The sequence below is a fragment of the Henriciella aquimarina genome (genome assembly GCF_002088975.1).
GTDB classification, from domain to species: domain Bacteria; phylum Pseudomonadota; class Alphaproteobacteria; order Caulobacterales; family Hyphomonadaceae; genus Henriciella; species Henriciella aquimarina.
Window position 1 is genome coordinate 79,371 of sequence record NZ_NCST01000062.1, and the last position, 17,676, is coordinate 97,046.

Sequence of the window (17,676 nt, forward strand, 5' to 3'; positions counted from 1 at the left end):
TGTTTCGTGTCCGCCCTGGGCGAAAGGGTCAAGCCGCCGCGATCAGGCCTTCAGCTTGTAGCCGATTTTGAACAGCCACCAGACCCAGAGACAGGCCAGGAAGGTAAAGGCGGCCGACGCCGCCATGCCGATCATCGGGTCGGAATTGGACACCCCGATAAAGCCGGAACGGAAGCCGTCGATCAGGTAGAAGATCGGGTCGAAATGGGCCGCTTCCTGGAAGGGAGAGACCAGCACCTTGATGTCGTAGAAGGTGCCGGAGAGGAAGGTCAGCGGCACGATCACGAAATTGGTGATGGCGGCGAGGTGGTCGAACTTCTCCGCCCAGATCCCGCCGACCGCGCCGAGCGCGGCGAGGAAGGCGGTTGCCATCAGGCTGAACCAGATGATCGGCCACAGATTGACGATATTGAGGTCCGCCAGCCCGGTCAGGTGAATGGCCAGCGCACCGATCACGCCGACCATGATGCCACGGGTCATCGCGCCTAGGATAAAGCCGAGCGTCAGCTCGAGCGGCGAGAGCGGCGGCATCAGGAAGTCGACCTGGCTGCCCTGCACCTTGGCGATGGTCAGCGAGGAGGAGGTGTTCTGGAAAGCGTTCTGCAGCATCGACATGACGACCAGGCCCGGCGCCAGGAAGTTGTTGTAGTCGAGCCCGGCAAAGTCGCCGGTCAGCTGCCCGCGGTCGCCGAAGGCCAGCTTGAAGACCGTCATGAAGAGAAGGGTGGTGATCACCGGGGCGAACAGGGTCTGCATCCAGACCTTCAGGAACCGGCCCACTTCGCGCTTGTAGAGCGTCCAGAGCCCGACCCAGTTGACGGCGCCATAGCGTCTTGGGGGCTTCGGAAGCGGGCGGGCGGCTGCAGAAATCTGATCGGTCATCGCCGCTATTTAGGAGCGATTGGCCACGATGACGATAGGTAAGTGGCTTCGTCGCAATGATTTTTTCAGTCTGTCCACAAGCCCATACTATATATTGAAAGGTTGTGGAGAACCGATTCCCCTATATTGTGTTTCGTTTCGTGATGGATACGATATCTAGATATCAACGGGGGCGGCTGAAAACAGCTGCTACAATATCTAGCGGTGCTTTGCGCCAGGAGGCAAGTCATGTCTTGGACCGAAGAACGTGTTGAAGTTCTCAAGAAGCTCTGGGCCGAGGGCCATTCTGCCAGCCAGATCGCCAAGCAGCTCGGCGGAGTGACCCGCAACGCTGTGATCGGCAAGGTGCACCGGCTCGGCCTGTCGGGGCGCGCGACGCCGTCGCGCCCGGTCAAGCGCCCGCCGCGTCTGGCCCGGCCGAAACCACGTGTGAGTGTCGATGGAAGTTCGGCATCGCCCCCGCAGCAGCAGCCGGAACCGCGCCTGCGCCGCTCGGATCACACCGCGATTGTTTCCGCGCTGCAGCCGGCCCCCGTGGCCGATGGTGAAGCCGCCACCATCCTCACCCTGCGGGATTCCATGTGCAAATGGCCGATCGGTGACCCGGCCGACCCGAAGTTCGCCTTCTGCGGCCGCAAGTCCGATTGCGGGCCCTATTGCGCCGAGCATGCGAAGATCGCCTTCCAGCCGCAGCGCAAGCGTGACCGCAAGCGCGGCGAGGAAGAAACGTTCGAGGCGCGCAAGATCGCCGGCTAGAGGCGGGCGCCTGAGACGCGACAGTATGGGGCCGGCCTGCAAGGGCTGGCCCTTTTTTCTTGGGGGTGAGCCTGGCTCAGGCGGCTTCGGTTTCGGTCTCGGCCGGCTCGGAGACGTCGGACGGATTGCCGACGTCGAAGCGGTCGGCCTCGCGTGACATCCATTCGGCCACCTTGGCCTCTTCCACGCCCAGCTTGCGCAGCACGTCGGCGGCCATCTCGATGCCCTTGGGTTCGCCCATGGACAGCCAGGCGCGCATGCCGAGCGCGGCGAACCGCTCCCGGTCGGCTTCATTGTCGACGCTGACGAAGCGCGGCGTGTTCGGGAATTCGCGTTGCGCGGCCGGGGTCAGGTCACGGGAGGTCTCATAGCGCGGGGCGCCGATAACGACGGCGCGCGGATTGGGCCCGGCAACCGCCTCGACCAGGCGCATATTGGCCGCATTGCCGAAGCTCACCTTGTAGCCGTCGGCGATGGCAGAGACGAAACGGTCCGGCTCGGCATCGAGGCAGACATGCGGAATGTCGAAGTCGGCCAGCGCATCGGCGGCGACACGCCCGGCGGACGTCATGCCGAAGATGATGACGGGCCGGTCCGGGGCCACCGGTGTGATCTCGTTGACTGGCCGGGTCTGGCCCTTGAAGATCGCGGCGAACTTCCGCGACAGCTGCATGCCGGCGGCTGCCCAGAAGGGCGCAATGGCGAGCGAGATGGCGATGCCGGCGACCGCGATGGTCTCGATGACAGGCGGCACGCCGTCGGCCGCCGTGGCGAGGATCGACAGCACGACGAGGGTGAATTCCGAGCCCTGGGCGAGCAGGAAGGTCAGCTGGATGCTGCCGGGATTGCTCCACTTGTTGAGGCGCGCGGCCACGAAGCCGAACAGCGTCTTCACCGTCAGGATGGAGGCCGCCACAAGCAGCACCAGCGGCCAGTCCCGGGCGAGCACGGTGAGATCGACCGACAGCCCGACAGACATGAAGAAGAAGGAGAGCAGCAGCCCGCGGAACGGGCCGGTCTCCATCTGCACCTGGTGACGGAAGGCTGTCCCCGAGACGGCAAGCCCGGCCAGGAAAGCGCCGAGCGTCAGCGATAGGCCGATCTGGGCGGTGGCCGAGGCCGCGCCGAGGACAAGCAGCAGCGTCACGGCGGTGAAGGCTTCCTGGTTGCGCGTATGGGCCAGCCCGCGAAAGATCGGTCCCATGAGATAATGGCCGGCGGCAAACGCGATCACGAAGGCGACGATGGCATAGCCGGCCGCCCGCGCCAGCTCGATGGCGAGCGCCATGCCGTCGGCGCCATTGCTGATGGAGTTGGCGAAGATCAGCAGGAAGATTGCGACAATGTCCTGGAAGATCAGGACATGTGTGGACGAGCGCCCGAGCGGGCACGAGCCGAGCCCGCGTTCGGCCATCACGCGGGAGACCACGGCCGTCGAGGAGAGCCCGAAAGACAGGCCGAGCGCCAGCGCGATCGGCCAGGCGAGGCCGAACAGCATGAGCGTGATGGTGAAGGGCAGGGCCGTTAGGACCAGGTGGGCCGGGGCCAGCCCGATCAGGTCGCGCCGGCTTTCGCGTAGCTCCCGCAGCGAGACGTGCAGCCCGATGTCGAACAGCAGGAAGACCACGCCCAGCTCGGCCAGAAGGTGTGTTGCCGGACTCTCGTCGATCAGGCCGAAGGCATGCGGGCCGATCAGGACACCGACAATCAGATAACCGACGATTGGCGAGAGTTTGAGCGCCTTTGAGACAAGCGCAGCCGCGCCCCCGGCCGCGAGCAGGGTCATGGCCGGGATCAGTGCATCTACAGGGGTTGTTGCCGCGTCTGCCATCACCAGCCTCCCACTCTGTCATATTGGAGACTATTTGGGCAAAAGAAAGACCGCCGCTCCAATGGAGCGGCGGTCTCGTCACCTGACCGGGGATTTACAGGAGGGCAAAACCCGGCCCGGCGTTTGGCGGTGTTGGCCCTAGAGCGCGCGGCTCACCGACACGACGAAGGACTCATCGACGGAGTCGAGGTCGGTATCGATGTAACGGAAGTCGAAGTCGAAGCCTTCGACCGACGTCGTCAGGCCGATCGACCAGTCGGTATAGTCGGTGAAGCCTTCATCCTCGTCGCCCGAGGAATAGCCGACGCTGGCATCGACGCCGAAATACTCGCCGAGCGGGATGCCCGCGCTGGCGGAGTAGTAGAAGGCGTCGCCGGTTTCGCCGTAGAATTCCGGCGAATAGGCGATCGAGGCGCCGACATCGACGAACTCACCCAGCGTCGTGCTGGCGCCGGCATAGACTTCGGCGAAGTTCTGCTCCGGATCGTCCGGGGCGTCCGGGTAGTAGTAATAGATGGCGCCGATATCGAGATCGAAGACGCCGACCGTCGGGGTCCAGCCGCCATAGAAGTCGATCTCGGCCGAGGTGCCGTTGTCATAGTCAATCGCGGACGCCCAGGTGCCGACATAGAAGCTGTCGGACGCATAGTCGAAACCACCCTGGACGGCTGGCCCTTCATCCGTCTGGGTGATGCCGCGGAAGACATAATTGGATGTCAGCGTGACATTCCCGCTCCATTCCCCCTCGGCGATCGCCGGCGTCGCCATGACGCTCGCAGCGGCCGCTAGAACAGCTAGGCGTGTGAATGATTTGCTCATTGGTAACCTCCTTTGCATCCTCATCACGGAGCGCAGAGTGGAGGTGAGCCGCGTCATATTTCCATTACAGTGCAAAACGGCATGCCAAATTTTGCGCCGCAGCACGAAAATCGGGCAGCAAGAGCAAAAATCGCCTGCAAAAAAGGCGCTCGAACTGCCTAACGGGCGACCAAAGGTGCGTAACCAAGGTGCATTCCGGCATCAACCAGAAGTGTTTCGCCGGTGACGTGACGCGAGGCATCCGTCAGGAAAAACACTGCAGAATCAGCGATGTCGTCCGGTCCGCTGGCCGCTTTCAGGGGCGTGGATTCCGCGACACCCGATTCCATCCGCTGGTATTGATTCTCATCCATACGGTCCTTGAACCACCGCGTGCCGATAAAGCCCGGGCAGACGGCATTCACCCGGATGGCCGGCGCAAGCGCGCGGGCCAGAGACAGGGTCATGGTGTTGAGCGCGCCCTTGGTCGCGGCATAGGCGACAGACGAGCCGATGCCGGTCACCCCGGCAATGGAGGACACGTTGAGCACGGCCGCCGCGCGCCCGGTCTCCTGATAGGTCTTTTCGAGCAGGGGCTTGCAGGCCTGCATCACCAGGAAGGGCCCGGCGACGTTGACGGCATAGGTGTCCATGAAGTCCTGCCGGGTCAGCGCGTCGAGATCGGCATGGTCGCGGGCATGGCGGGTGATCCCGGCATTGTTGACCAGGATGTCGAGCCGGCCCCAGCTGGCAGCGGCCTCGGCCAGTTTCGCACAGCCTTCTTCGGTGGAGACGTCGGCGGCGACCAGTTGCGTCTCGGCGCCCAGCTTCTTACATTCGGCGACCGTCTCCTCGGCTTCGGCGAGGCTGCGGGTGCAGTTGATGATGAGATCGGCGCCGCGTTCGGCGAGCTTCAGCGCGATCGAGCGGCCAAGCCCTGTGGCCGAGCCGGTCACCAGCGCCTTGCGTCCTTCGAGATCCTTGTCCGCCATGTCGTTCTCCTCCGTTGCCGATTGTTCTCGATTGACGAAACCAATGCGCACCCCGGGGCAGGGTGTCAAACGCCGCGCCGTCTATGCCTTGTGATAGGGCAGCCCGGCTTCGATGCTGACGGCGCGGTAGAGCTGTTCGGCGAGCATGGCGCGGACCAGCCGGTGTGGCCAGGTCTGCTTGCCGAACGCCATGGTCTCCGGCACGGCCTGGGTGACCGTGGCGCCATAGCCTTCGGCGCCGCCGATCAGGAAGCAGAGGTCCGGCGTACCCTGGTCGCGCAGGCGGGCGAGATAGCTGGAAAAGGCCGTTGAGCGGTGCTCCTTGCCGAACTCGTCGAGCCGGATGGCGTGGGCGCCCTGCGGGAGCTTGGCCACCAGCCGTTCGGCTTCGGCGTCGAGCCCGCCGCCGCTATCGGTTTCGATGAGGTCTGCGCTGCGATAGCCGAGCGCACGGCCAGCCTTGCGGAAACGGTCGAGATAATCCTCGCAAAGCTCACGCTCGGGGCCCGATTTCAGGCGCCCGACGGTCAGGATGGTGATGCGCACGCCGGCTCAGACGCCTGGATCAGGCGTGGCCGTGGGCGCTGTCGTCCGACCAGATCTTTTCGAGATTGTAGAAGGCGCGCACTTCCGGGCGGAAGAGGTGGATGATGATGTCGCCGATGTCGAGCAGCACCCAGTCAGCATTCGGCAGCCCTTCCAGCTTTACGGGCCGGCCGGTGGCGTCCTTGACGGTCTGGGCAAGATGGTCCGCAATCGCGGCGACATGGCGGGCCGAACGGCCTGAGGCGATGACCATCATGTCTGCAAGCGAGGACTTTCCTTCCAGGTCGATGACCGTGATGTCTTCGGCCTTGTCGTCCTCAAGGCTGCTGATGACCGTATCCGCAATCGCGCGAATGTCGTCAGCGCTGGCTTTGGCGGCCTTCAGAGGCTGCGTATGGGTAGAAGGCAGGGCTTCGGTTCCTTTCATCTCGACTCAAAGAAATATATCACGCCAGAGGCGCGCTCTCTACCATTTTTGAGCGTCTGTTCGCAGTTGTGTTGAAGAGGTGCGGTCGAAGGGCGCCTTGAGGAAAACCCAGGCCGGCGGGGCGAGGAAGGGCAGGCGGGCGGCATTGCGCTCGGGAAGGCGGACCCCGGCATAGCGGCGCGCATAGGGCGAGCGCAGCGCGCGCGGGCCCGCTTCGGGGCGCGAGACGACGCAGATCGGGATGTTTTCGGCCACGCTCTGCCAGGCTTTCCAGTCGTGGAAATTCATCAGGCTGTCGGCGCCCATCAGCCAGACAAAGCGGGCCGTGGGCGAATGGCGCATGAAGGCGCCGAGCACGTCGACGGTGTAGCGCACACCGGCCCAGTGCTCGAAATCGCTGACGAACATGCGCGGATGATGGCCGATCAGCTCACGCACGGCATGGACCCGGTCATAAAAGTCTGCCGGCTTGTCCTTCAGCGGGTTGCCGCGGGCGGGCAGCCAGTAAATCCAGTCCAGCTGCAGGCGTTTCAGCGCGGTCTCGGCGACATGCAGGTGGCCGGAATGCGGCGGGTTGAACGAGCCGCCGAACAGGCCGATGCGCTGCGTCGTCCCTGACGGTGGCAGGGTGCGCACAGGGGGCAGGATGGGAGAACTCAACCGGTCAGCAATCTCTATGGCCGTGTCTCGCCATGGCCGCGCACCACATATTTGAAGATGGTGAGCTGCTCGGCGCCGACGGGTCCGCGCGCATGGATGCGTCCGGTCGCGATGCCGATTTCCGCGCCCATGCCGAACTGGCCGCCATCGGCGAACTGGGTCGAGGCGTTGTGCAGCACGATCCCCGCATCGACATCGGCGAGGAAGCGCTCTGCCGTCGAGGCGTTCTCGGTGATGATCAGCTCGGTATGGCCGGTGCCGTAATGGGCGATATGGTCGAGCGCGGCGTCGAGATCGTCGACGATCTTCACCGACAGGATCGGCGCGAGATATTCGGTCTGCCAGTCTTCTTCCGTGGCCGCGGCGATGTCCGGCAGGATCTCGCAGGCCGCCTTGTCGCCGCGCAGCTCACAGCCGGCATCGCGCAGCGGGGCGGCGATGGCCGGCAGCAACGTCTCGGCGACAGAGCGGTTGACGAGCAGCGTCTCGAGCGCGCCGCAGATGCCGGTCCGGCGCATCTTGGCATTGAGCACGATATTGACCGCCTTGTCGGCGTCGGCATCGGCGTCGACATAGGCGTGGCAGAGGCCCTCCAGGTGGCCAATCACCGGCACGCGGGCATCGGCCTGGACGCGGGCGACCAGCCCCTTGCCGCCGCGCGGCACGATGACGTCGATATTGCCCTCAAGGCCCGCCAGCATATAGCCGACCGCATCGCGGTTGGGCGTATTGACCAGCTGGATGGCATCGGCCGGCAGGCCCGCACCTTCCAGGCCGGAGCGCAGTGCCGTGGCGATGGCGAGCGCCGATTGCAGGCTTTCGCTGCCGGCGCGCAGGATCGCGGCATTGCCCGAGCGCAGGCATAGTGCGGCGGCGTCGGCGGTGACGTTCGGGCGGGCTTCATAGATGATGCCGATCACCCCGAGAGGCGTGCGCACACGGGCGATGTCGAGCCCGGAAGGTACGGTCCAGCGGGCAATCTCCGTGCCGACCGGATCGGGCAGGCGGGCAACGTCGCGCACGGCATTGGCGATACCGTGCAGCCGGTCCGGGTCGAGCGCCAGACGGTCGAGCATGGCGTCAGTGAGGCCCTTGCTTTTGGCGGCGGCCATGTCGCGCTTGTTGGCGTCGAGGATCAGCGTCTCGGCGGTTTCGAGCGCGTCGGCCATGGCGTTGAGCCCGCGCGTGCGCTGCTCGCTTGTCATGGACGCCAGCCGGGCCGAGGCGGCACGGGCGCGCTGGCCCATTTCGCGCATGGCGTCTTCAAGCGATATTTCGTGTGTCCTCAGGATCTGGCTCATGAACAAGTCTCTGTGCAGCGAATGGCTGTAACCGGTCTCTCTAAGGGTAATTTAGAAGAAGGTGAAGGCATGCAAGCCCTAACCGCGCCAGAAACGTGCGGTCAGGATGGTGAAGACCGCCACGAATTCGAGCCGGCCGAGCAGCATGGCGGTGATGCAGACCCATTTGGCGACGTCTGTCAGGCTCTGGAAGGTCGTTGACGGGCCGACGACGGGGCCGAGGCCCGGGCCGACATTCGAGACGGTCGTGGCCGAGGCGGAGATGGCGGTCATCAGGTCTTCGCCCGTCATCGAGATCAGGACGGCCCCGGTCACGAAGGTCGCCATGTAGAGAAAGACGAAGACCATGACCGATTGCAGGGTTTCCGAGGGCACGGTGCGCCCGGCATAACGCACCCGCACGACCCGGTTCGGCCGCACGATCTGGGCGGCATAGGCGAACACCGCCTTGAAGCTGATTTCCAGCCGGAACATCTTGATCCCGCAGGCCGCCGAGCCGGCACACCCGCCGAGGAAGGTTGCCACCAGGAAGATGACCGTCGCCGGCTGGCCCCAGGTGTCATAAGGCGCCGAGGCATAGCCGGTGCCTGTCATGATCGAGATGATGTTGAACAGCGCGGTGCGGAAACCGTGGAAGATGTGGTCGAAGATCGGCGGATCGACGACCGCCTCGTGCCAGATGACGATGACGGTCGCAAAGCCCACCGCCAGCCAGAAATAGAGCCGCGGCTGCGGGTCGCTGAACATCGGCCGCCAGCGCCCGTGCAGGATCATCAGTGTCACGAGCGCGAAGGGCAGACCGGCCACGAACATGAAGAAGGTCGCCGCATAGGCCGCCGGCGTGTCGGAGAAATAGCCGAACGAGGCGTCATGGGTGGAGAAGCCGCCCGCCGACATGGTCGTCATCGAATGGGTGATCGCGTCGAAGGCCGTCATGCCACAGGCGGCATAGCTGATCGCGCACAGCACGGAGACAAGCAGATAGGCGATGCTCGTCTGCATGGCGATCTCGTTGATGCGCGGCAGGAACTTGCCCGACATGTCCGAGCTCTCGATCTGGAAGAGCTGCATGCCGCCAACCTTCAGCATCGGCAGGATGACGATGGCCGTCACGATGATGCCGATGCCGCCGATCCATTGCAGGATGGCCCGCCAGAGCAGGATCCCGCGCGATGTCGTGTCGAGGCCGGTCATCACCGTCGCGCCGGTGGTCGTCATGCCCGAGACCGTCTCGAAGAAGGCATCGGTGAAGGACAGGCCGTAGCTGATGAAGGGGATCGTCGCGATGAGCGGCAGCACCACCCAGATCAGCACGGTCAGCAGGAAGGCTTCGCGCGCGCTGGTCGAGGAGGGCGCGCCGCCTGACAGGACGCCGAGGCCCAGCCCGATCAGGACGCTGATCGCCGAGGAGACCAGGAAGATCGGCCACTGGTCACTGCCATCGGCAATGTCCAGCAGGGCGGATGGCAGCATGGCCACGCCCAGGATGGCGATCATGATGCCGATGGCAAATATGACGGCGCGAATTTGCATGTCGCGGAGCCCTTAACACCGAAAATCCTGAGAAGCCGTCAATTTCTTCACTTTCTGCCTGACGGGGGCGGCAGGGCTGCAGAGCGGGCTGCAAGACATGGTCCGGAATGCAAAAAAATCTGTGCTTTTCTTCGCTATCCTTAATGCTCTGTAAACAAAGCCTTTTCAATTGATTAACGCGCTGGACGCCCCATGCCTATTGAGGGCGTTCATCTATTTTCTGCTTCTGTTCTTGCTTTGGCCTCTTGTGGAGGGAGCGAATCGTGTTGCTTCCCCATTGGTTCCCAAGTTTGCCCATGCTATCCCAATTCTTGATGAACTTATCCCAAGAAATGGGGTAACGGGGCATAAGGGATACGGCTGGTGTTTGTTTCCACCTATGAGACATCGCTTGATGCGAAGGGACGGGTATCGGTACCCGCACCCTTTCGCGCGGCCCTGTCTGGCGGAAACCGGATTTTCCTGTGGCCGGCCATCGACGGGTCGGGCTGCCTCGAGGGCGGCGGCGACGAGCTGATGGCGCTCTACCGCCAGACCCTGGCCCGCATGGCGCCGAACGATCCGAACCGCCGCGCCTTCATGCATACGATCTTCACCCGCTCGGCTGACCTGAAGATGGACGATACGGGCCGCATCTCGATCCCGCAGGGCCTGCTGGACGCGGCCGGTATCGAGAAGAAGCTGGTCTTCGCCGGCGGCTTCGACCGTTTCCACATCTGGGAGCCGTCGCGCTTTGCCGCCTTCGATGCGCAGATGGCCGAGACCGCCAAGGAAAACCAGGATGCGCTGGCCGAACCCTTCCAGCAGGCCATGGCTGCCGGCGGACTGCCGGGCCTCGACCGGGCAGGAGGTGAGTGATGGGTCACAAGCCGGTCCTGCTCGATGAGGTTGTCACCGCCATGGCGCCGAAGGATGGCGAGGTGCTGGTCGACGGCACCTATGGCGGCGGGGGCTATGCCCGCGCGCTGCTGGCGGCGGCGAAATGCCGGGTCCTCGGCCTCGACCGGGATCTCGACGCCATCGAACGCGCCGGCCTCGCCGCCGAGAAAGAGCCACGCCTGACCCCGATCCTCGGGCGCTTCAGTGACATGATCCGGCTGGTCGAGGAGGCGGGCTTCTCCAGCGTCGACGCCATTACGCTCGATCTTGGCGTCTCTTCCTTCCAGCTAGACCAGGCCGAGCGCGGCTTCTCCTTCATGCGCGACGGGCCGCTCGTCATGCGTATGGGCCGCTCGGGGCCCAGCGCGGCCGACGTCGTCAACCAGATGGACGAGCGCGATCTCGCCACCATCTTCTTCCGGCTCGGCGAGGAAAAGCAGTCGCGCCGCATCGCGCGCGCCATCGTCCAGCGCCGCCTTAAGGCTCCCTTCACCACAACCCTCGATCTTGCAGGCCTGATCGAGGAAGTGCTCGGGGGACGCAGGGGCGCGAAGACCCATCCGGCCACCCGCTCCTTCCAGGCGATCAGAATGTTCGTCAATGACGAGCTGGGCGAACTGGCCCGGGCGCTGGAAGCCTCCGAGCACCTTCTGAGCGAGGGCGGACGGCTCGTCATCGTGACCTTCCATTCGCTGGAGGACAGGATGGTGAAACTTTTCATGCGCGAACGCGCCGGCCTGCAGGGCGGCGGATCGCGCCACCTGCCGCAGAAGGGTGATGGCCCGCGCCCAAGCTTCGACATGCCCTCGAAAAAGGCCATCGAGCCGTCAGAGGCAGAGCTTGCCGAGAACCCGCGCGCCCGCTCCTCGCGGCTGCGCGTCGCTGTGCGCACAGCCGCGCCGGCCATGGATCTGCCGGTCTCGACCGGTGTCGACCTGCCGGATCTCGCCCGTCTGGAGGCCAGCTCATGAGCCGCCGCGCCTTCATCGCCGGGCTGGTCATTATCGGCCTGCTGATCTTCAGCCTCTACCGCGCGAAATACGGCGCGCAGGAAAGCGCCGAGGAGATCGCCGCCGTCGAGGCCGAGATCGAGGACGCCATCCAGGAGCGCAAGGTGCTGCTCGGGGAGCTGAGCCACCTCTCGCGTCAGGAGTGGATCGAGGAATATGCCCGCGAGGAGCTCGGCATGGCTCCGGCCCGCGCCGAACAGTTCGCCCGCCCGGAAGACCTCGAACAGCTGGTCGGCCCGCCTGTCATCAGCGACGAAACCGGCGAGCCCCGCCGCAACCGGAAGGAGGCCGACAATGGATGAGTTCCGTTTCGCCGGCCCCGTCGATGGTTCTTCGATGCGCACCAAGCTCGTCTCGCTGGCCATGTGCCTCGGCTTTGCTGTCATTGCCGCCAAGGCCGGTCTCGTCGCGATGACCGGGTCGGAAGGCGGCACCGGGGTCTCGCACGCCTTCGAGGAGCCGGTGCGCCGGGCCGACATTGTCGACCGCCATGGCGAGCTGCTGGCCACATCCGTGGCGGTCTACTCGCTATTTGCCGATCCGCGCGCCATCTGGGACCCGGCCGAAGTTGCCAACGGGCTCGCCGGCGTCCTGCCGGATATCGACGTGGAAGAGCTGACCGCCGATCTTTCGGACCGGGACCGGGCCTTTGTCTGGGTGCGCCGCGGGCTGACCCCGCGCCAGCGCCGCGCCGTCTTCGAGCTTGGTCTGGAGGGGCTGGGCTTTCGCGAGGAAAGCCGCCGGGCCTATCCGCGCGGCACGCTCGCCGGCCATCTGCTCGGCTATGCTAATACTGACGGGCAGGGGCTCTCCGGGGTGGAATACTCCATGGACACCGACCTGGCCGATGGTGGCGATCCGCTGAAGCTGACCGTCGATTCCAATGTGCAGTTCGCGCTGGAGGCCGAGCTTTCCGCCGCTGCCGGCGAGTATGAAGCCGAAGGCGCCGCCGGCATCGTGCTGAATGCGCGCAATGGCGAAGTGCTGGGCCTCGCCAGCTGGCCGCCGGTTGATCCGAACCGCGCCCATGAGCTTGACCGCAACGACCCGGCCAAGCTCAACCGTGCCGCTGGCGCCGTCTTTGAACTGGGTTCGGTCTTCAAGCCGATCACGGTGGCCGCCGGGCTCGATACCGGCGCGATCCGCCCGAGTGACCGCTTCGACGTTCGCGAGCCGGTCGTGATTTCCGGGCGTACCATCACCGACACCCATGCTATCGACGGGCCGGCCACGCCGTCGACCATCGTTTCGGAAAGCTCCAATATCGGGACGGTGAAAATCTCCATCATGCTTGGTGCGCGCCGCCAGCAGGAGATGCTCGCCAATCTCGGTCTGTTCGACCGCTCGCCGATCGAGCTCGCTGACAGCGCCGCGCCGATCCTGCCGCAGCAATTCGATGACATCCACTCCGCCACGGTCAGCTATGGCCACGGCATCGCCGTGTCGCCCATCGCCTTTGCCAGCGCCTTCTCCGTCTTTGCCAATGGCGGCGAAGTCGTCGACCCGACCCTGGTTCTGGACCGCAAGCGCCAGCGCTCGCGCCGTGTGATCTCCGCGCCGACCGCCGCGCTGGTGACGCAGATGCTGCGCGAAACCGTGCTCACCGGCACGGGCGAGCATGCTGCTGTCGCCGGTTACCGCGTCGCGGGCAAGACGGGCACCGCCGAAAAGCCTGTGCCGGGCGGCTATTCCGACGATGCGAACATGGCCTCCTTTGCTGCAATCTTCCCGGCTGACAGCCCTGATTATGTCGTATTGATCGTGCTCGATGATCCCAAAGAAGGAGAGGGCCGCGGACGCACGGCAGCCTGGAATGCTGCGCCGACGGCTGGCCGGGTGATCGAACGCATTGCGCCCATGCTGGGTGTCGAGCCGAAATTCGAGGATCTGGGCCGGGGTCGGCAGGCGCCGATGGTCCGCTCCGTCTCTGAGAGAAGGAGCTCGCTATGAAACTGACCGCCCTGTTCCCCGGACACGATGTCGATGCCGTCACCGAAGTGACGGGCCTCTCGGCCGACAGCCGCAAGATCAAGCCCGGCTTTGTCTTTGCCGCCCTGCAAGGCGTGACCGCCGATGGCCGGGACTATATCCCGCAAGCGATTGCCAATGGCGCGGTCGCCATTCTCGGCAAGGACCTGCCGGACACGGGCACCATCACCGCCATCGAGGTCGACGAGCCGCGTCTCGCCCTGGCGGTCGCCTCGGCGGCCTTCTTCGCGCGCCAGCCGGAAACCGTCGTCGCCGTCACTGGCACCAACGGCAAAAGCTCGACGGTCGATTTTCTGCGCCAGATCTGGGAGAGCGCCGGGCTCGGCGCGGCCTCCATGGGCACGCTCGGTGCCATCGGGCCGCAGGGCCATATCGATCTCGGCCACACCACGCCGGACCCGGTCGCCATCCACGAGACGCTCGCAACGCTGGCCGGGCAGGGCGTCACACATTGCGCGATGGAAGCCTCCTCGCATGGCCTGGCGCAATACCGCCTCGATGCGGTGAAGCTCGCCGCTTGCGCCTTCACCAATCTGACGCAGGACCATCTCGACTATCACCACGACATGGACGAGTACCGCGCCGCCAAGCTTCGGCTCTTCAGCGAGCTGATGCCGGAAGGCGCGCCGGCTATCGTCAATGCCGACAGCAATGAACGCGGGGCGTTCGAGGAGGCCGCCAGGGCCGCCGGGCTCAAGCCGGTCTCCGTCGGCTGGCGCGGCGAGGACCTGAAGATCTGCGAACTGATGCCGCGCGCGACGGGGCAGAAACTCTTCCTCAAATGGCGCGGCGAAGAAGTCGAGGTCGAGCTGCCGCTGATCGGCGAGTTCCAGGCGCTGAACGCGCTGACCGCCGCCGGGCTCGCCCTTTCGCTCGGCACGTCGCTGGCGGATGTCTGCGAGGGCATGGCCGCGCTGCAGCCTGTGAAGGGCCGGCTTGAATATGTCGGCGAGACGAAAGACGGGGCCGGGGTCTTTGTCGACTATGCCCATACGCCCGACGGCCTCGACGTGCTGATCCGGGCGGCGCGCCCGCACACGGCAGGCAAGCTCGTCGTCATCTTTGGCGCCGGTGGCGACCGCGACCGCAAGAAGCGTCCGCTCATGGGCGAGGTGGCCGCCAAGCATGCCGATCTCGTGATCGTCACCGACGACAATCCGCGTTCGGAAGATCCTGCCAGCATTCGCAAGGCGATCCTTGAAGCGGTGCCGAACGGCATCGAGATCGGCGACCGTGGCGAGGCGATCCGCAAGGCGGTGGCCGATTTGCGCGCCGGCGACACGCTGCTGATCGCGGGCAAGGGCCACGAGACCGGCCAGATCGTCGGCTCCACCGTCATCCCGTTCTCCGACCAGGAGACCGCCCAGGCCGCACTGGAGGGGGTGAACGCATGAGCCGCCCGCTCTGGACCTCCGAGGAGATCGCCGACGCCACGGGCGGGCGCGTCACCGGCGCCTTCGAAGCGACCGGCGTGTCCATCGATACCCGCTCGCTGGAAAAGGGTGACCTGTTCGTCGCGCTGAAGGATATCCGCGACGGCCACGAATTCGTGCCGAGCGCCTTTGAAGCTGGCGCCAGTGCCGCGCTGGTCAGCCGCGAGATCAAGGGCGTTCCAGGGGCGCTCATCATTGTCGAGGATGTGATGGCGGCACTGGAAGCCATGGGCCGCTATGCCCGTGAGCGGGCAAAGGACGCCGTGCGCATCGCCGTCACCGGCTCGGTCGGCAAGACCAGCGTGAAAGAGATGATCGCGCGCATCCATCGCGGACAGGGCAAGGCGCACTGGTCGGTCAAGAGCTTCAACAATCATTGGGGCGTGCCGCTGACGCTCGCCCGCATGCCCGCCGAGACCGAATTCGCCGTCTTCGAGATCGGCATGTCGACGCCGGGCGAGATCGCGCCGCGCTCGCACATGGTCCAGCCGCATGTCGCCGTGATCACCAAGATCGCGCCCGCCCACCTTGAGGGCCTCGGCTCCATCGAGGGCGTGGCGCGCGAAAAGGCCGACATCGCCGCCGGGCTGGTCGAGCCGGATGGCATCATGGTCCTGCCCAAGGCCGATCCGATGCTGCCCGTGCTCGCCAAGCGCATCCGCGAGTTGAAGCCCGACGCGCCGATTGCGCTGTTTGGATGGCGCGAGACCTGGGACCGGGAGACCGGGCTTGGCAATCTCGACGGCTGGTCGGTGATCGAGTCCTACGAGAGCGTGGGCGGCATGAGCCGGATCGGGCTCGACACGCTGACCTGCCAGCTCGATGTCGAGATCCATGCCGTTGGCGCCCACTGGGCCGACAATGTCGCCTGCGCGCTGCTGGCGGCTCGTCTGAACGCGCCGCTCGATCTTTACCAGGCCGCGCTCGACCTGTCGGGCTATACGCCGCCGCCGGGCCGGGGCGCTGCTGAAGTTCTCGAGCTGCCGCAAGGCGGGCGGATCCTGCTGGTCGATGACGCCTACAATGCCAACCCCGAATCGATGCGCGCGGCGCTTGCCAGTTTTGCGAGCCGGAAAGGCCGGCGCCACATCGTGGCCCTGGGCGAAATGCTTGAGGTCGGCTCAACGTCAGAGGCAGAGCACAAGGGCCTGGCCGAGCCGGTCCTGGCCTCGGGCGCGAGTGTTGCCTTCTTCGCGGGAGAGGGGATGAAGCCGCTGGCCGATTCTCTTGAGACGAGAATCGAGACGCATTGGGCGGTCAACGCAAAAGAGCTGGATTCGGTTGTTAAAAACTCATTAACCAACGGCGATCTCCTCTTGATCAAAGGCTCGAATGCATCCGGGATGGGTTTGCTCGCAGACAGGCTGCGCCAATGGAGTGTGGCCGCTGACGGGCAAGTGATGGATCGCGGTCCAGAAGGGGCTGCAGGGGGTATGGATGCTGTATGAGCTGCTGGCATCAGACGACGGATTATTCCGTCTTTTCAACTACACGACGTTCCGCACCGGCGGTGCGGTCGTCACCGCGTTCCTCTTCTCCGTTCTCGTCGGCGACTGGGTGATCACGCAGCTGCGTGCCCGCCAGGGCAAGGGCCAGCCGATCCGCGATCTCTCGCTCGAAGCCCAGCTCTCCAAGCAGGGTACGCCGACCATGGGCGGCCTGCTCATCTGGATCGGCCTGATCGTCGCCACGCTGCTCTGGGCCGATTTGGGCAACCCCTATATCTGGACGGTCCTCTTCGTCAGCGTCTCCTACGCCTTCCTCGGTTTCCTCGATGACTATGCGAAAGTCACCAAGCAGGACGATGCCGGCGTCTCGGCCAAGGTGCGCCTGCTGGTCGAGTTTGTCGTGGCCGCGCTTGCCGGCGCCTTCATAATGGGCCTGCACGGCGCGAACACGCCGCTCGGCCATGCCGAGTGGGGGCCGCTCAACGATGTCGCGCAGGCCATTGCCGCGATTGCGCCGGAAACCACCGTCGAGCCGAACGATCAAAGCTTCTCCGGCGGCGTCGCGGTGCCTTTCGTCAACGACTATTTCGTCCCGCTGGGCGGGCTCTTCATCGTCTTTGCGATGATCGTCATCGTCGGTGCGGCCAATGCGGTGAACTTCACCGATGGCCTCGACGGCCTCGCCATCGTGCCGATGATGTTCGCCGGCGCCTCCTATGCCCTGATCGCCTATCTCACCGGCAACTTCATCTTCTCCGACTATCTCGGCATCCAGTTCACGCCGGGCGCCGGGGAAATGGGTGTCCTGCTCGGCTCGATGATCGGGGCGGGCATGGGCTTTCTCTGGTTCAACGCCTATCCGGCCAAGGTCTTCATGGGCGACACCGGCTCGCTCGGCCTGGGCGGGCTGATCGGCGTTGTCGCCGTGGCGGTGAAGCACGAATTCGCGCTCGCCATCATTGGCGGCCTGTTCGTGCTGGAAGCGCTGTCGGTGATGATGCAGGTCTCCTGGTTCAAGATCACCCGGAAGCTCACCGGCACCGGCAAGCGCATCTTCCTGATGGCGCCGCTGCACCACCATTTCCAGAAGAAGAACTGGCCCGAAACCCGGGTCGTGGTCCGCTTCTGGATCCTGTCCGTTCTGTTCGCCCTTGCGGGCCTCGCAACGCTGAAGCTGAGGTGAGGCCGAAC

17 protein-coding genes are annotated in these 17,676 nt (G+C 65.0%); 8 read left to right on the plus strand and 9 right to left on the minus strand.

Annotated features, from left to right (window positions below):
* Positions 1 to 42: 42 nt before the first annotated feature.
* Positions 43 to 882: an ABC transporter permease gene (locus B8784_RS10055; RefSeq protein ID WP_084397835.1), complete on the minus strand. Its 840-nt coding sequence runs from the start codon at positions 880 to 882 to the stop codon at positions 43 to 45.
* Positions 883 to 1,110: 228 nt separating this feature from the next.
* Between B8784_RS10055 and B8784_RS10060 the strand changes: the two genes are divergently transcribed.
* On the plus strand, positions 1,111 to 1,638 hold the full coding sequence (locus tag B8784_RS10060) for a GcrA family cell cycle regulator (RefSeq protein ID WP_084397836.1): 528 nt from the start codon (positions 1,111 to 1,113) through the stop codon (positions 1,636 to 1,638).
* 76 nt (positions 1,639 to 1,714) lie between these two features.
* Here B8784_RS10060 and B8784_RS10065 read toward each other — a convergent pair whose 3' ends face one another.
* The 8 genes from B8784_RS10065 to B8784_RS10100 all read right to left on the minus strand — a co-directional run bounded on the left by B8784_RS10065 (position 1,715) and on the right by B8784_RS10100 (position 9,726).
* Positions 1,715 to 3,469, minus strand: a complete 1,755-nt coding sequence (locus B8784_RS10065; RefSeq protein WP_084397837.1) for a cation:proton antiporter domain-containing protein — start codon at positions 3,467 to 3,469, stop codon at positions 1,715 to 1,717.
* 138 nt (positions 3,470 to 3,607) lie between these two features.
* Positions 3,608 to 4,288 (minus strand): TorF family putative porin, encoded by a 681-nt coding sequence (locus tag B8784_RS10070; protein ID WP_084397838.1) that lies wholly within the window; start codon positions 4,286 to 4,288, stop codon positions 3,608 to 3,610.
* Positions 4,289 to 4,446: 158 nt separating this feature from the next.
* Positions 4,447 to 5,259, minus strand: a complete 813-nt coding sequence (locus B8784_RS10075; protein ID WP_084397839.1) for an SDR family NAD(P)-dependent oxidoreductase — start codon at positions 5,257 to 5,259, stop codon at positions 4,447 to 4,449.
* A gap of 81 nt (positions 5,260 to 5,340) precedes the next feature.
* The gene (gene rlmH / locus B8784_RS10080) at positions 5,341 to 5,805 is read right to left on the minus strand and encodes a 23S rRNA (pseudouridine(1915)-N(3))-methyltransferase RlmH (protein ID WP_084397840.1); all 465 of its coding nucleotides are present in this window, start codon (positions 5,803 to 5,805) and stop codon (positions 5,341 to 5,343) included.
* 19 nt (positions 5,806 to 5,824) lie between these two features.
* Positions 5,825 to 6,232, minus strand: a complete 408-nt coding sequence (rsfS, locus tag B8784_RS10085; RefSeq protein WP_084397841.1) for a ribosome silencing factor — start codon at positions 6,230 to 6,232, stop codon at positions 5,825 to 5,827.
* 39 nt (positions 6,233 to 6,271) lie between these two features.
* Positions 6,272 to 6,892 (minus strand): nicotinate (nicotinamide) nucleotide adenylyltransferase, encoded by a 621-nt coding sequence (nadD, locus tag B8784_RS10090; protein WP_233356060.1) that lies wholly within the window; start codon positions 6,890 to 6,892, stop codon positions 6,272 to 6,274.
* 14 nt (positions 6,893 to 6,906) lie between these two features.
* A complete protein-coding gene (locus tag B8784_RS10095; protein ID WP_084397843.1) occupies positions 6,907 to 8,193 on the minus strand; it encodes a glutamate-5-semialdehyde dehydrogenase in 1,287 nt (428 codons plus the stop codon).
* Between the two features lie 78 nt (positions 8,194 to 8,271).
* Positions 8,272 to 9,726 carry a TrkH family potassium uptake protein gene (locus B8784_RS10100; protein WP_233356061.1) on the minus strand — a complete coding sequence of 485 codons (1,455 nt, stop codon included), beginning with the start codon at positions 9,724 to 9,726 and terminating at the stop codon, positions 8,272 to 8,274.
* 363 nt (positions 9,727 to 10,089) lie between these two features.
* On the opposite strand from B8784_RS10100, the gene B8784_RS10105 reads away from it, so the two are divergent.
* Genes B8784_RS10105 through mraY form a run of 7 tightly spaced genes read left to right on the plus strand, consistent with a single transcriptional unit; the run spans position 10,090 to position 17,668 of the window.
* A complete protein-coding gene (locus tag B8784_RS10105) occupies positions 10,090 to 10,584 on the plus strand; it encodes a division/cell wall cluster transcriptional repressor MraZ (protein ID WP_084397844.1) in 495 nt (164 codons plus the stop codon).
* Positions 10,584 to 11,576 carry a 16S rRNA (cytosine(1402)-N(4))-methyltransferase RsmH gene (gene rsmH, locus B8784_RS10110; protein ID WP_084397845.1) on the plus strand — a complete coding sequence of 331 codons (993 nt, stop codon included), beginning with the start codon at positions 10,584 to 10,586 and terminating at the stop codon, positions 11,574 to 11,576. The genes B8784_RS10105 and rsmH overlap by 1 nt, the downstream gene beginning before the upstream one ends.
* Positions 11,573 to 11,917 carry a cell division protein FtsL gene (gene ftsL, locus B8784_RS10115; protein ID WP_084397846.1) on the plus strand — a complete coding sequence of 115 codons (345 nt, stop codon included), beginning with the start codon at positions 11,573 to 11,575 and terminating at the stop codon, positions 11,915 to 11,917. Before rsmH ends, ftsL begins: the two co-directional genes overlap by 4 nt.
* Positions 11,910 to 13,565, plus strand: a complete 1,656-nt coding sequence (locus B8784_RS10120) for a peptidoglycan D,D-transpeptidase FtsI family protein (protein ID WP_084397847.1) — start codon at positions 11,910 to 11,912, stop codon at positions 13,563 to 13,565. Before ftsL ends, B8784_RS10120 begins: the two co-directional genes overlap by 8 nt.
* Positions 13,562 to 14,998 (plus strand): UDP-N-acetylmuramoyl-L-alanyl-D-glutamate--2,6-diaminopimelate ligase, encoded by a 1,437-nt coding sequence (locus B8784_RS10125; protein WP_084397848.1) that lies wholly within the window; start codon positions 13,562 to 13,564, stop codon positions 14,996 to 14,998. Before B8784_RS10120 ends, B8784_RS10125 begins: the two co-directional genes overlap by 4 nt.
* Complete coding sequence (locus B8784_RS10130) at positions 14,995 to 16,485, plus strand: UDP-N-acetylmuramoyl-tripeptide--D-alanyl-D-alanine ligase (protein ID WP_084397849.1); 1,491 nt, start codon at positions 14,995 to 14,997, stop codon at positions 16,483 to 16,485. Before B8784_RS10125 ends, B8784_RS10130 begins: the two co-directional genes overlap by 4 nt.
* Entirely contained in the window at positions 16,475 to 17,668 is a 1,194-nt protein-coding gene (mraY, locus tag B8784_RS10135; protein WP_084397850.1) for a phospho-N-acetylmuramoyl-pentapeptide-transferase, read from the plus strand. Before B8784_RS10130 ends, mraY begins: the two co-directional genes overlap by 11 nt.
* Positions 17,669 to 17,676: the final 8 nt, after the last annotated feature.

Bases quoted from the DNA above. Each gene is read 5' to 3' on its own strand.
- B8784_RS10055 (WP_084397835.1), bottom strand. From the start codon at position 882: ATGACCGATCAGATTTCTGCAGCCGCCCGCCCGCTTCCGAAGCCCCCA.
- B8784_RS10060 (WP_084397836.1), top strand. From the start codon at position 1,111: ATGTCTTGGACCGAAGAACGTGTTGAAGTTCTCAAGAAGCTCTGGGCC.
- B8784_RS10065 (WP_084397837.1), bottom strand. From the start codon at position 3,469: ATGGCAGACGCGGCAACAACCCCTGTAGATGCACTGATCCCGGCCATG.
- B8784_RS10070 (WP_084397838.1), bottom strand. From the start codon at position 4,288: ATGAGCAAATCATTCACACGCCTAGCTGTTCTAGCGGCCGCTGCGAGC.
- B8784_RS10075 (WP_084397839.1), bottom strand. From the start codon at position 5,259: ATGGCGGACAAGGATCTCGAAGGACGCAAGGCGCTGGTGACCGGCTCG.
- rsfS (WP_084397841.1), bottom strand. From the start codon at position 6,232: ATGAAAGGAACCGAAGCCCTGCCTTCTACCCATACGCAGCCTCTGAAG.
- B8784_RS10095 (WP_084397843.1), bottom strand. From the start codon at position 8,193: ATGAGCCAGATCCTGAGGACACACGAAATATCGCTTGAAGACGCCATG.
- B8784_RS10100 (WP_233356061.1), bottom strand. From the start codon at position 9,726: ATGCAAATTCGCGCCGTCATATTTGCCATCGGCATCATGATCGCCATC.
- rsmH (WP_084397845.1), top strand. From the start codon at position 10,584: ATGGGTCACAAGCCGGTCCTGCTCGATGAGGTTGTCACCGCCATGGCG.
- ftsL (WP_084397846.1), top strand. From the start codon at position 11,573: ATGAGCCGCCGCGCCTTCATCGCCGGGCTGGTCATTATCGGCCTGCTG.
- B8784_RS10120 (WP_084397847.1), top strand. From the start codon at position 11,910: ATGGATGAGTTCCGTTTCGCCGGCCCCGTCGATGGTTCTTCGATGCGC.
- B8784_RS10125 (WP_084397848.1), top strand. From the start codon at position 13,562: ATGAAACTGACCGCCCTGTTCCCCGGACACGATGTCGATGCCGTCACC.
- B8784_RS10130 (WP_084397849.1), top strand. From the start codon at position 14,995: ATGAGCCGCCCGCTCTGGACCTCCGAGGAGATCGCCGACGCCACGGGC.
- mraY (WP_084397850.1), top strand. From the start codon at position 16,475: ATGCTGTATGAGCTGCTGGCATCAGACGACGGATTATTCCGTCTTTTC.